11 protein-coding genes are annotated in these 14,044 nt (G+C 43.3%); 1 reads left to right on the top strand and 10 read right to left on the bottom strand.

Going from position 1 to position 14,044, the window contains the following annotated elements; all coding sequences use genetic code 11:
- Positions 1-79: 79 nt before the first annotated feature.
- Complete coding sequence (locus ACLTWA_RS09745; protein ID WP_412327511.1) at positions 80-580, top strand: CarD family transcriptional regulator; 501 nt, start codon at positions 80-82, stop codon at positions 578-580.
- A 596-nt stretch (positions 581-1,176) separates the two neighbouring features.
- Here ACLTWA_RS09745 and ACLTWA_RS09740 read toward each other — a convergent pair.
- From ACLTWA_RS09740 to ACLTWA_RS09695, 10 genes are all read right to left on the bottom strand, one after another.
- Positions 1,177-2,187 (bottom strand): GGGtGRT protein, encoded by a 1,011-nt coding sequence (locus tag ACLTWA_RS09740; protein ID WP_412327510.1) that lies wholly within the window; start codon positions 2,185-2,187, stop codon positions 1,177-1,179.
- A gap of 74 nt (positions 2,188-2,261) precedes the next feature.
- A complete protein-coding gene (locus tag ACLTWA_RS09735) occupies positions 2,262-2,954 on the bottom strand; it encodes an iron-sulfur cluster assembly scaffold protein (protein WP_412327509.1) in 693 nt (230 codons plus the stop codon).
- Positions 2,955-3,134: 180 nt separating this feature from the next.
- The gene (locus ACLTWA_RS09730; RefSeq protein ID WP_412327508.1) at positions 3,135-4,382 is read right to left on the bottom strand and encodes an NlpC/P60 family protein; all 1,248 of its coding nucleotides are present in this window, start codon (positions 4,380-4,382) and stop codon (positions 3,135-3,137) included.
- A 78-nt stretch (positions 4,383-4,460) separates the two neighbouring features.
- Positions 4,461-5,849, bottom strand: a complete 1,389-nt coding sequence (locus ACLTWA_RS09725; RefSeq protein ID WP_412327507.1) for an MATE family efflux transporter — start codon at positions 5,847-5,849, stop codon at positions 4,461-4,463.
- Positions 5,850-5,911: 62 nt separating this feature from the next.
- Positions 5,912-7,300, bottom strand: a complete 1,389-nt coding sequence (gene gltA, locus ACLTWA_RS09720; RefSeq protein WP_412327506.1) for an NADPH-dependent glutamate synthase — start codon at positions 7,298-7,300, stop codon at positions 5,912-5,914.
- A complete protein-coding gene (locus ACLTWA_RS09715) occupies positions 7,300-8,190 on the bottom strand; it encodes a sulfide/dihydroorotate dehydrogenase-like FAD/NAD-binding protein (RefSeq protein WP_412327505.1) in 891 nt (296 codons plus the stop codon). The genes gltA and ACLTWA_RS09715 overlap by 1 nt, the downstream gene beginning before the upstream one ends.
- A 163-nt stretch (positions 8,191-8,353) precedes the next feature.
- Positions 8,354-8,851, bottom strand: a complete 498-nt coding sequence (locus ACLTWA_RS09710; protein WP_412327504.1) for a dihydrofolate reductase — start codon at positions 8,849-8,851, stop codon at positions 8,354-8,356.
- A 24-nt stretch (positions 8,852-8,875) separates the two neighbouring features.
- On the bottom strand, positions 8,876-9,496 hold the full coding sequence (locus ACLTWA_RS09705; protein ID WP_412327503.1) for a hypothetical protein: 621 nt from the start codon (positions 9,494-9,496) through the stop codon (positions 8,876-8,878).
- Positions 9,497-9,607: 111 nt separating this feature from the next.
- Positions 9,608-12,769 carry an AAA family ATPase gene (locus tag ACLTWA_RS09700; protein WP_412327502.1) on the bottom strand — a complete coding sequence of 1,054 codons (3,162 nt, stop codon included), beginning with the start codon at positions 12,767-12,769 and terminating at the stop codon, positions 9,608-9,610.
- A complete protein-coding gene (locus ACLTWA_RS09695) occupies positions 12,766-13,935 on the bottom strand; it encodes an exonuclease SbcCD subunit D (RefSeq protein ID WP_412327501.1) in 1,170 nt (389 codons plus the stop codon). Before ACLTWA_RS09695 ends, ACLTWA_RS09700 begins: the two co-directional genes overlap by 4 nt.
- Positions 13,936-14,044: the final 109 nt, after the last annotated feature.

Below are 14,044 nucleotides of genomic sequence, written 5' to 3'. Positions count from 1 at the left end.
TGTAGTTTGCTTTACAGAGACGTAAGTCCGGCTTTAGTGAACCACGCTTTTTTAATTTAATAGAAAGAGGTGAGATATTATGAATATAGGTGATGTCATTATATACGGAAGTCATGGTATTTGTAAGGTTACCGGATTACAGGATATGTGCATGGATGATAAAATCCGTCCATATTATGTACTCAAACCTGTTTACCATACTGCCTCCACCGTATACGTCTTAGCTTCCAGCAGCAGCAAAAGGACTGAAGTTCGCCGCATTCTCTCTGCCGATGACATCTTTTCTTTGGTAAAGAAAATGTCAGTGAAAGATTTTACCTGGATAAAAGATAATCGTAAGCGCAAAGAATTGTACGGTCAGATTCTTGCAGAGGGCAACCGTTATGAACTTGTTAATATGATAAAAACATTACGTTGGCACAAACAAGAGTTGAAAATCACAAATAAAGATAAGAAACTGCAGATCATTGATGAGGACTTTCTTAAAAATGCTGAAAAAACTCTTTGCGAGGAATTTGCTTACGTATTGAATATTAAACGCGAAGAGGTCATACCGTTAATTTATGGGCAAAACTCTTAACCCAGTTTAAATACTCCCTTTAATTCTAATCAAATGCATTTCATTTACTTTCTTTAAACCCACGTCAAGACACTTGAACTCATTTATTTCAACCACTATTTATATATCTATCCCACAGATAATATCTATGATTGATCCACAAAAATTGCCCAAATTCTTATATTTGTAATTTTCTTTGGCTGCGCGGCTTTCTTGCTTCCCAACTATAACAATAATTCAGTACATGAAAACTGCAATTTACTACATTGTTTATATATTTATTAGTAATACGGGATATTATTAATACGGAGAAAGAACAAGTACTGTATTTTATTTTTCAGCTTGTTACCTTCGCCAAGCAACTTTTATACTCAGCCGGCAGAGTTTTCCCCTTATGCCGGCTTTCTCCCTTCCCTTTTGGATTTGTTTCTGAAATCAAGTGAATACTTGTGTAGGAGACTACATGGAATTTTACTAAAAATATTATGGATTTTCAGAAGGAAATGAATAAAGATAATCAAATTTTTCACCAACTTACGCAAAAGAGAGGAGCCGTCAAAACGAGCTCCTCTCTTTTGTCTATCTATTAAAACTTCTTATAAAATCAAGCTTTTTTCTTAGAACTTACCAGCATTTGCTGCTTCTTCAATCCCGACAGCTACAGCCACGGTGGCGCCGACCATGGGGTTGTTACCCATACCGATCAGACCCATCATCTCAACATGAGCCGGAACGGAAGAAGAACCTGCAAACTGGGCATCGGAGTGCATACGTCCCATGGTATCTGTCATACCGTAGGAAGCCGGACCTGCGCCCATATTATCCGGGTGAAGAGTACGTCCTGTACCGCCGCCGGAAGCTACGGAGAAGTACTGTTTGCCCTTCTCCGTACATTCCTTTTTATAAGTACCTGCAACCGGATGCTGGAATCTGGTCGGATTGGTGGAGTTACCGGTGATAGAAACGTCAACGCCCTCTTTCCACATGATTGCAACGCCTTCGGTTACGTCATTGGCACCGTAGCAGTTTACCTTTGCTCTTAAGCCTTCAGAATAGGATTTTCTGAAAAGTTCTTTGACTTCTCCTGAGTAGTAATCCATCTCTGTTTCTACATATGTAAATCCGTTGATTCTGGAAATAATCTGAGCCGCATCTTTTCCCAGACCATTTAAGATAACTCTTAACGGTTTCTGGCGCACCTTGTTTGCTTTTTCAGCAATTCCGATCGCACCTTCTGCTGCTGCAAAGGATTCATGGCCTGCAAGAAAACAGAAACACTCTGTATTCTCTTCCAAAAGCATCTTTCCCAAGTTTCCATGGCCAAGACCTACCTTACGCTGGTCTGCAACAGAACCTGGGATACAGAATGCCTGAAGACCCTCGCCGATTGCTGCTGCTGCATCTGCTGCTTTTCTGCAGCCCTTCTTGATTGCGATTGCAGCACCAACGGTATAAGCCCAGCAAGCGTTTTCAAAACAGATTGGCTGGATTTTCTTTACCTGCTCATATACATCAAGACCTGCATCTTTTGTAATCTTTTCCGCTTCTTCAATAGAAGCAATACCATAGCTATTTAACACAGAATTGATTTTGTCAATTCTTCTCTCATATGATTCAAATAATGCCATTACCTTGTCCTCCTTATTATTGGCCAATATCTTCGCTTAGATAACCGGAAACCAAATGTCTCCCGTCCAACCGATTATTCGTGTCTTGGGTCAATGATCTTTACAGCGTCAGCTACACGGCCGTACTGTCCTTTTGCCTTTTCCCAAGCGGTATTCGGATCATCACCCTTCTTGATAAAGTCGGTCATCTTTCCAAGGCTTACAAACTGATAGCCAATGATCTGATCTTCATCATCAAGAGCAATACCAGTTACATAACCTTCTGCCATTTCCAAATAACGAGGACCTTTCTTTAAAGTACCATACATGGTTCCAACCTGTGAACGAAGGCCTTTTCCCAAGTCTTCCAGGCCCGCACCTACTGGAAGACCATCTTCTGAAAATGCACTCTGAGTTCTGCCGTATGCGATCTGTAAGAACAGTTCTCTCATAGCAGTGTTGATTGCATCACAAACAAGGTCTGTATTTAACGCTTCTAAAACAGTTAAACCTGGCATAATTTCTGCTGCCATAGCTGCAGAATGTGTCATACCGGAGCAACCGATTGTCTCTATTAATGCTTCCTGGATAATACCCTCTTTTACATTAAGAGTCAGCTTGCATGCACCCTGCTGTGGAGCACACCAGCCAACGCCATGTGTCAAACCGGAGATATCTTTAACTTCTTTAGATTTTACCCATTTCGCTTCTTCTGGGATTGGAGCAGCGCCGTGATGAACGCCCTGTGCCACTATGCACATCTCTTCTACTTCCTGTGAATAAATCATGTTAAAACTCCTTTCGAATAAGTAATAATTGTGAAAAGTACTTTGTTAAATATATCACATCATACTTGATTACATTTTCTCATATAATGTCGAATTCCGCAAGTGTTTTTTGTTCCAAACAAAAACCGGAAAACGGGATTTCTATTACTCCGCTTTCCGGTTTTTTATATTATATGTAACTTATACAATCCTTCTGACCGATAAAATAGTACGATAAGTGGCTGTTCCTACTTTAATTCCTGTCTTGGGAGTGCTTGCATGGACGATCTGTCCATTGCCGATATAAATGGCTATATGTCCTGCATAACAAATCAAGTCTCCCGGCTGCGCTTCTGAGTAGGGCACCTCCCTGCCTGCGGAACGCTGCTGTGTGGATGTTCTTGGCAGATTGTAACCAAAATGTCTGTAAACACCTTGTACAAACCCAGAACAGTCTGCACCGCCAGTCAGGCTGGTACCTCCAAAGACATAGGGATTTCCTAAAAACTGAAGTCCGTAATCTGCAATGGCTCGTCCCTGAGCGGTTCCGCCGCTGCTTTTTGAAGCGGAAGGGCCAGAATATTTGTTGCTGGCACTGGAGGATCTTCCAGTGGTTGAAGCGGCTTTCTTCCTCGCATCTGCTTCTGCCTTTTTCCGGGCTTCCTCTGCGGCTTTCTTTCTTGCTTCTTCTGCCTTCGCCTTTTTGATCTCTTCATTCTTCTTGGCTACAGTCTTCGCATATACAGCAGCATCCTGCTTTGCCTGTGCCAGCTGGCTGTCAAAATTGGAAACTTCCTTTTTCTTCTTGCTGATAAGAGTTTCAAGCTGGTCCTGCTGTTCTTTATATTCCAGCTTCATGCCTTCCATCTCGGCCTTGTCCTCTTCAAGGTCATCCTTGTAGTCAGCAACCTTCTGTTTGGTTTCCTGAAAGTTTACTAACATCTTACGGTCATAAGTATAAATGCCTTCCACATACTCCGCTTTATTGAGAAGATCAGACATGTTTTTTACATGTAGAAAAATATCCAGATATTCGGTATCTCCTTTTTCATACATATACTGAATTCTCTTTTTCATGGCATCATACTGTTTTTCTTCTTCTTTCTTTGCTTCTTCATAGTCGGCTTCTGCCTGTTTGATCTCAGCTTCTTTATTTGCCATATCATTTTCAAGAACCGTAATATCTGACAAAAGTGCGGTCAGATCGGAGGTAAGCTTGGTGACCTGGCTTTGAGCTTCACTTTTCTTGCTTTCCGCTTCCTTGGCTTTTTGATTCGCCTCTTCCATCTTTTTTTGTGCTTCCAGCTTTTCCTTCTCGGCCTTTGAGGTCGCATAAGCCGGGACGGTCTGGCTGAAAACCATCATTCCTATCATCATACTGAAAAAAAACTTTCGAAGTACCTTGGCATTCTTTTTTGCATCATTCATGAGTATTTTTCGTTTCATCATCAGTTCCTTTTCACCGTATTTTCTACTCTATATGTTAACGTAAAACAGGGGTATAATTCAAGTCCTATTTTATAAATTTTAGACTTTTTTTATATTTGAATGAAACTGGACCACAGGCCTTTTACCTTTTGAAAGCTTTTTTGAAACCAGAAGAAAACAAAAGAAAAATAATATTCCTTTTATTATGCTGGAGATAGCAATTGCCCACCAGATTCCATCAAGCCCCAGGGAAGTATTGCTTAAAATTATGGCAAGAGGAATTCTTGCGGAAGTAAACAAAATACTGATGACGGAGCATAACAAGGTTCTTCCCAACCCGGAAAGAGCTCCGATGGTCGTTAGTTCGATACACATGAACATCTGTGACACTCCAAGAATCACCAGATAACGGACCCCCAACGGAATTACATCCGCCTCATGTATGAACACTCCAAATATCTGAGAAGGCAGGAAAATCAACAATGCAGTGCACAATAATCCCCATACTGCCATCAACCTGACTGCTGTGGCATATCCTTTCTTTACCCTATGATACTGCCCTGCTCCGTAATTCTGTCCGATAAAAGAATTGATGGCGGCTGCAAAGCCATCGGCTGTCATCCAGGAGATGGATTCAATCTGATTTCCCACCCGGAGAACCGCCACTGCCGTATCTCCAAATCCAGCCACAAACCGGGTCAGTATCATGGATATGCTGGTATAAATCAGATTTTGTATGGAGGCAGGAAGCCCAATTCTAATGATCTCTTTCCTGTAATCCCAGGAAAGGCGCTGAAATATCTTAACTTTATCAAAGAGCAAACGGTCTTTTCGTAAGAACAATAAAAATACCAGAGTAACAATAAGCTGAGCCAGTACGGTGGCTATCGCAGATCCTGCCACTCCAAAGCCCTTCCATGGACCAAATCCAAATATCAGCAAGGGATTCAGCACAATATTCAAAACCAGTCCCACAACATTGGCAAATAACGGAGTCCTGCTGTCCCCCATTGCAGTCATGATCCCGGTAATTATCGCATTTAAGAAAGAGAAAAAAATAAGCCCGCAGGTAATCTTTAAATAGATCTGGGCATTATTGACAATAGAAGCATGCTTTAATCCAAAAAAACCAATCAAAGGCTTTGCCCCAAAAAATGAAACCGCTCCAAAAAGAAGAGCGAATAGAATTCCCATCTGCAAAGCGGCAGATGCGTATCTTGCTGCCTCTTCCGGCCTTTTGCTGCCTAAAGCATGGGCAACCTTAACCTGACCTCCCATTCTGGCAAGCGCAGACACTCCCTGAGAGAGCCAGACATACATACCGGCAGCCCCTACGGCAGCAACCGCATCAGATCCCACAAATCCAAGCCAGGCCATATCCGTTAAGTTATACGCCATCTGCAGCATGGCAGTAACCATAATGGGAAGAGCAAGTCCTGTTAAAGAGGAGAAAATATTTCCGTTCAGTAAATCAACTTTTTTGTTCATAAATAGCTGTACTCCGTTTCAAAAAAAGGCCGCCAGACGGCGGCCCTCTTTAAATATATTAATTATTCTTTTGCAGAAAGGTATTCATGAATGCCTCTTGCACCGGCACGTCCGGCTTCCATTGCAAGAATTACAGTTGCAGCTCCAGTTACCGCATCTCCGCCTGCATAGACCCCTTCCTTGCTGGTCTTTCCAGTAGCTTCCTCAGCAATGATGCATCTGCGCTTATTGATTTCCAGTCCTTTGGTTGTATTGGAAATCAAAGGATTCGGTGATGTTCCCAAAGACATGATCACCGTATCTACATCGATGACAAATTCAGATCCTTCTACCTCTACCGGTCTTCTTCTTCCAGAGGCATCCGCTTCGCCAAGTTCCATTCTTACACACTTCATTCCATTGACCCAGCCCTTTTCATCGGTAAGGATCTCAACCGGATTCGTAAGCAGATCAAAGATAATGCCTTCTTCTTTTGCATGGTGCACTTCTTCGGCTCTGGCAGGAAGCTCTGCTTCACTTCTTCTATATACAACATGAACTTCTGCGCCAAGACGAAGAGCAGTTCTGGCCGCATCCATGGCTACGTTTCCGCCGCCTACAACTGCAACCTTTTTGCCTGCTGCGATGGGCGTATCATAATCATCACGGAATGCCTTCATCAAATTGCTTCTGGTTAAATATTCATTGGCTGAGAATACACCGTTTGCATTCTCTCCAGGGATTCCCATGAACATGGGAAGACCAGCTCCTGAACCAATGAACACAGCCTGATAGCCTTCTTCTTCAAAAAGTTCATCAATGGTGACTGATTTACCTACAATTACATTCGTTTCAATGGTTACACCAAGTTTTCTAACATTATCGATCTCCGGCTGAACAACGCCCGCTTTTGGAAGACGGAATTCCGGAATCCCATAAGTCAAAACACCACCTGGCTCATGCAGTGCTTCAAAGATCGTAACTTCATAACCCAGCTTCGCAAGATCTCCTGCACAGGTAAGTCCCGATGGGCCGGAACCTATAACAGCAACTTTCTTACCGTTTTTCTTTTTCGGAGCTTCCGGCACGATACCGTGCTCTCTGGACCAGTCTGCTACAAAGCGCTCCAGCTTTCCGATGGAGATCGGTTCCCCTTTGATTCCACGGATACATACGCCTTCACACTGGCTCTCCTGGGGGCATACACGTCCGCATACTGCCGGAAGTGCGGAAGACTGTGCGATAACTTTCGCTGCTGCTTCTATATTGCCTTCTTCCACTTCTTTGATAAATCCCGGAATGTTTATGGATACAGGGCAGCCGGCTACGCATCTTGGATTCTTACACTTGATGCAGCGGGCTGCTTCTTCTCTGGCTTCTTCTTCATTATAACCCAGACAAACTTCTTCAAAGTTCGTTGCTCTTACCTTTGGATCCTGTTCTCTTACAGGTACTTTCTTTAAAACGTCCATTACTCTTCACCTCCACATTGACCACAGCCGCCATGATGGGTATCCCCTTCAATTGCTTTTAAAATAGAGCGGCCTTCCTCCGACTTATACATCGTCTGACGCTTCATGGCTTCATCAAAGTTCACCAAATGTCCGTCAAATTCAGGTCCGTCTACACAGGCAAACTTCACTTCACCGCCAACCGTGATCCGGCAGGCACCGCACATACCTGTTCCGTCTACCATGATCGGGTTCAAGCTTACAATGGTTGGTATCTCTAACTCCTTTGTTAAAAGACAGACGAACTTCATCATGATCATCGGTCCAATGGCTACGCACACATCGTACTTTTTCCCCTGGTTCTGTACCAGGTCCTTGATCACTTCTGTAACCATTCCTTTTCTTTCATAGGAACCATCGTCTGTGGTAACGTATAAATTACCTGCCTGTTCTCTCATTTCTTTTTCAAGAATAAGAAGATTCTTAGTTTTAGAACCGATGATAACGTCAACATCAATGCCGTGTGACTTCATCCATTTCACCTGTGGATAAACTGGAGCGGTTCCAACACCACCGGCTACAAATAAGAACTTTTTCTTCTTTAATTCTTCTATATCTTCATGGACAAATTCAGATGGGTTACCCAAAGGCCCTACCACATCTTCAAAGCTGTCACCGGCTTTTAAAACGGCCATCTTTTCCGTACTGGAACCCACGGTCTGAAATACAATTGTAATCGATCCTTTTTCACGATCATAATCACAAATAGTCAGGGGAATCCTCTCCCCTCTGTCATCCACCTTAACGATAACAAATTCACCAGGCTGGCAGGCTTTGGCAATCCGAGGTGCTTCCACATCCATCAGATAGATCTTGTCAGCTAACATCTCCGCTTTTAAAATCCTATACATCTTTATCCTCCTAAAGTCTTCATGAATATACCCGTACCCCTTTACAGAGCGCTTTTGATACGTTCCGGTCCGTGCTACTTCTATCATCTTACCATTTTTAAAGAACAAAGACAATATGTTTAAAAAATATCATTAAATTTTTAACAAACATTTTTTCTGGATTTTATACCATATTTTTTCTTTGGTACATGCGAAACGTATAGCACAAGTCAAAATAAGTCTGTTCTTCACTCTCTGCTGTCAGTGCCCATCCCCTATCTTCATCCAGATTTGGGAAATGAGTATCCGCACTGTAAAGATAATCAATATATGTTACATGCGCCGTATTGCAATATGGCAGAAACTGTTCGTAGATGCTCTGGCCGCCAATAATAAAGCAATCTTCTTTCCGGTACTTTTTCAGTTCCTCCATAACCTCCAAAAGACTGTGGCAGATAAGGGCACCTTTTGCTTTATAATCCTGATTTCTGGTCAGCACAATATTGGTTCTTCCATATAAGGGCTGCTTTCCCGGAAGACTTTCCAGGGTTTTTCTTCCCATTACAATTACTTTTCCAAGGGTTTCCTCCCGGAAAAGCTTTTTGTCTTCCGGAATGGAAACGAGCAGCTGGCCCTGATTGCCGATGGACCACTGTTTATCCACTGCAACAATAAGATTCATAAGCCGATTTATCCTTTCCTTTACTTATTCTTCTGCAAGAATCAATTCCTTTGCGTATGGAAGACCTTCGATCCAGCTGCAGAATGTGTGCCATTCCAAAAGCTTGTGGTTCTTCCTTGCAAAATACATATTGATCAGCGTTTCATAATTCAAAGTGCATGTCCGCATCTGATTGTAGCTGGAAGGAAGAAGCTGGATCATGTCATACCAGTCTTCTTTGCTTTTTGTCTCCAGATAACGGAGACGGATCTTCTCAAGCTCAGCAACTACCGTATCCATAAATAAAAGAGTCTGCTCCGTCATATGATCATGACTGAAATCATTCCGTTCAAAAGGCTTGCTGTGAATCTTATGCATGGTGCTGGTTGAGTTTGCTACCGTTGATACCTTATAAGTATCATATTCCTTCCACCAGTACAGGGGAGCCGTAATATCCACAGATACGATTATCTGGCGGATGTATTTGCGGTGGTCACTTCCTGCTTTCCTGAGCCTTCTGGCCAGTCCCAGATCTTTGGGGCCCAATATGTAATTTCCTTCTTCATCGTAGCTGCTGTCCATACGGTCCCAACTGTTCATTGGGTTTCTCGCTCCACGGATCGCATTCTCTATATTCATTACGCTGCTTCTCTCACATTTTAACATCGTATCGTTCCTTTCTATGGGTGAACTCTTGTTTGCTGCACCATATATTATAGAATAGATTCCTTGTTTCGTCCATTCCTTTGTAGCAGCAGAAGTATATCATTAAATGATTCAATAACCCTTCCCGTCCAAATCAAGAAAAATCCTGCTTCCCTTTTCATTCTTCTTTACTATAATCTTTTTTCCGATCTGTTCTTTTAATTCGGTCACATGAGAAATAATACCGATCAACCGGCGCTCCCCTGCCAGTTCTCTCAGTATGCGCACTGCTTTCATTCTGGATTCCTCATCAAGGGAACCAAAACCTTCGTCAATAAAAAGGGCATCCATGGATACGTTCCCTGCGGTTCTCTGTATGATATCTGACATACCAAGTGCCATGGCAAGCGCTGCCATAAAAGATTCTCCGCCGGAAAGAGTTTTTACATCACGCACCCTGCCCGTTGCCATACTGTATACATCAAGATCCAGACCTACCTCTCCCTGCTTTCCAAGGGCCTCAAATTCTCTGCATTTAAGCAGGAACTGCCCATCCGTCATCTCGTTTAACCTACGGTTGGCCGCCTGTATCATCTGGTTGAAATACTGCCGCTGAACATAGGTCTGAAAATCAAGACTGACAGTTAATTTTCCGTTGGCCGTCCGGTAAAGGTTATGATAAAGCCCATATTCTTCTTCCAGCCGCTCTCTCTCCTTCCACAGACGGTTCAGCGTTTCGTAAGCCTGTTTCATCTTGCTGCAGATACCGGCAACTGCAGACTCCTCTTTTTGCAGAAGCTGCTGCTTTTCTTGAAGAGCCTCTGCTTTTTCTCTCCACGGAAGAAGATCGATTCTTTCCCGCCCTTTTGTCTGTTTTCGATATTCTTCCAAAATGGTTCGGCTCCTTAAAAGGTCATTTTCATACTTCCCAATTTCTTTTTCCCATGCTTCCATGATATGTGCCGGCTGTTTCGCTTCCTGATATGCTTCTTCGCTTTCAAAGCCCATGGCCTTTAACGCTTCCTTATAATCATCTGCTGCCTGCTTTGCAAGCAGGTTTCTGGATTCCAGGTTCTCCATTTCTGAAGAAAGACGGCCGGTTCTTTCTTTCACTTCTTCTGTAGCCCGGCGGTATTGTTCATTCACAGAATCTGCAGACCTTTGAAGTTCACTGATCCTGTTCTGGAGCATTTTTATGTGATTAGCAGCTTCTTTTTCTTCCGGATACGGCAGCCGTTCTTTTAATTGATTGACCTGCACCAGAGATGCGGCGGCTTTTAAATTCCTTTCCTGCCAGAAGTTTCTTGCCTCCTCTATTTTGGGTTCCAGTTCATCCAGTTTTTTTCGGTCGGCTTTTAAATTCTCCAAAAGCTCATTGAGACGTTGACCGGCTTCCTGGGATGCCTTTTCACGTTCTCTCACTTGAATCAGCAAATACTTTCCCTGATTTATTTCCTCCGTCAGCCGGTTTTCCAACTGATGAAAAGAAGAATCGTCTTCCAGCCACTTTTTCATTTCTTTTTTTATGTATTCTTCCTGGTGCCGGCAGTTTTCCAATGCCTTAATGCTGGCTTCCACTGCCGTCGAACGGAGGCCATCCGCCCGGTTTCTGGCTGTTTTGGCCTGTTCTACCATATCCTGAGTAACTGGGTCATGAGATAAGCTGGCTTTTTGCGGATGATGGGTGGAGCCGCACACCGGACATGGATTTCCTTCCATTAAAGTATCTGCCATAATTCCTGCCTGAAGTGCCAGAAACACATTATATCTGTCATTGTAAATTTCTTCGGCCTGCATATAGTTCTTTTGTGCTTTTGCCGCTGCTGCCTGACACTGTTCGGCATTCATCTGCGCCTTTAAATAATCCGTCCAGGCGGATTGGAGATTCTCCATTGCCTGCTGCCGTTCTGTGAGTTCATGCTTTTTTTGAATCACTTCCGGCAGTTCATTTGCCTGTTTCTCCAATGCCTCCTTTCCGGCTTCATGAAGGGCAATCCGGTTTTTGCATTCCGTAAGCTCTGCTTCATACCGCTTTAATAAGGTGACGGCCTCTCTTTCTTCCTTTTTTAACTGCTCATATGCCTTCCATTCCTCTTTCCATCTGGCATAAAGAGGCATGGCTTCCTGCAGCCGGTTGATACTTGCCTGAAGACCGGGAATTTCCCTGTCCGCTGTTTTCTTTCGGTTTTCTGCTTCTGCCCTGACTGTTTCAAGCCCCTGAATGAGAGATTCCAGTTCCCTTTTTAACAGCTCCGTCCTATGATAGGCGCTTTCATATTCCCTCTTCTTTTCAGCCGCTTGCCTGGCCGCTCCGCTTATCTTCTCCGCCAGTCCGGCTTTTTTTAAGCGTTCCTTTTTTTGATGCCATAACTCCTTTTGGTCCTCCAAAAGCATTACTCGGTTCTGGGCTTCCCCCAGTACATCAAATAACTTATTGGTCTCTTCGGCAAGGCTTAGATGGCCTTTTGTCTCCAACAGCAGGTTTCCTGTTTCTTCCTGCTTCTTATGAAGCTTTTGTTCCTTTTCCTGTATTTCTTCTAAAACCTGATTTAAAAACTCTTTGATTTTCTCTGTCTTTGTTTCTTTAAATTCCAAAAGCTCCTGCCATTCGGAAAAATATTTACTATCCTCCAGAAATTCCATATGCTTCAGCTCATGAATACAAAGCATTCTGTTATCTTCCAGCTTTCCGTAATAGAAATGATTCTTTTCTTTTAATTTCATCTGGATCCGGCTGAAGATACCTGTATTGAATATCCTGGAAAAAATTTCTTTTCGTTCCTTTGATGACGCATGAAGCAGCTTTAGATAATCTCCCTGGGCGATCATGGCAATCTGGGAAAACTGATTCTGGTCCACACCAATGATCTCCTGAAGTTTTAAGTTGATATCCCTTATATTTCCCGGATATTCCGATCCGTCAGGAAGAAACAGGGCAGCTTTTGCAGGGACCAGCACCCCCGTATACTCTCCGTTTTTATTCTTTCTCTTGCTGATTCTGGTGTAAGAAGGACTTCTGTTTATCTCATAGACCTTCCCCCGCTCAGAAAACACGAAAGAAACACAGGTTTCCTCATTCTCTGAAGCATACTGACTCCGCATCATGGATGGCTCCCGCCTTTGACCGCTGGTTTCTCCGAAAAGGGCAAAGGATATGGCGTCAAATATAGTGGTCTTTCCCGCCCCTGTATCTCCGGTAATCAGAAAGATGCCATGACTGATCGTTTCAAAATCCACGATTTCCGTTCCTCCGTATGAACCGAAGGCGGACATGACCAGTTTCAGTGGTTTCATAAGCCTTCCTCCTCCTTTGCTTCCTGGACGATTTCCTCCATAACCTTCTGAACCGCCGGTGTCATCTCTTCATTCCTTATGGCTTTGTAAAACTGCCGGAAGGCTTCTAAGGGATTTAAAACAGGAACCATATCGCCTTGTTCCGTAAGAATCCTTCTGGTCCGTTCATTGTCCACCCGAAGTTCCAGCAAATGGTCGTAAACTTCCTCCAGACGTTCTCTGATACGGTATGGTTCCTCATCATCTGTCAGGGTAATGCTCACAAAATCGTGTCTTTTATCCTCTGTTGCCCGCTCCAGAAGCTCCACAAGACTTCCCCGTTCCCGCCTGACATCCTGAATTCCTGAAAGAGGAAGAAACTCTAATTCAGGAGCATCTCCTTTTTTATTTAAAGTTACCACTGTGATTGATTTTTTGTGGTGTTCCTCACTGACAGAGTATTTATAGGGGGTTCCGCAATAGCGGATGGTATCTTGCAGTACCTTTTGGGAACCGTGGATATGACCCAAAGCTGCATAATCAAATTTAGATAAAACCGAAGCATCTACCCGGTCCAGGCCGCCTGCCATAATCACGGCCTGCTCGGATTCACAGGTCTCCGGGTCTTTTCCGCTTCCTGTATAAAACTGGTGGGACAAAATCACATTTCTCTCTTTTTCATCTATCATTTCCCGTTCAAGGACTGCCCGTACTGCACTTTCATATCCATCCGGCGGATTTTCCACTAATAGCTGCCGGACATATCCGGGCTTTAAAAACGGTAACAGATAAAAGTTGACGGGTCCATATTCATCCTGCAAAACCACCTTTTTTAAATGTTCCTCCGGACGTTTGGGCGGAAACACGGATAAATGAATGCTGTGTTTTTCTAAGAATGAACCGGCATAAGAAAGCCGTTCCGGAGAGTCGTGATTTCCTGCTATGATAAGGACCGTAATCTTCGGTTTTATTTCTGAGAGAGCATCCAGAAAATTGCCGAAGATGGTATACGCTTCTCCAGACGGCACTGTTTTGTCGTAGATATCTCCGCAAATCAGAACTGCCTCCGGATGAATCTTATCTGCATAATCCACGATCTGCTTTAATACCGCTTCCTGATTTTCCTTCAGGCTCCGTCCAATCAATTGTTTTCCTATATGTAAATCAGACAAATGAAAAAATTTCATGCTTCCTCCTTCTCACTTGGTTTTTTTCATAATAACACAGTTACCGGCCATTGAATAGAAGGAGACAAATTTAAAGAGGCAAAAATGAATGCTTCCACTTTCGCCCCTT

This window comes from Lacrimispora sp., assembly GCF_046972725.1.
GTDB lineage: Bacteria > Bacillota > Clostridia > Lachnospirales > Lachnospiraceae > Lacrimispora.
Note: the sequence above shows the minus strand (reverse complement) of the source record. Positions and strands in the feature narration are given on the sequence as shown.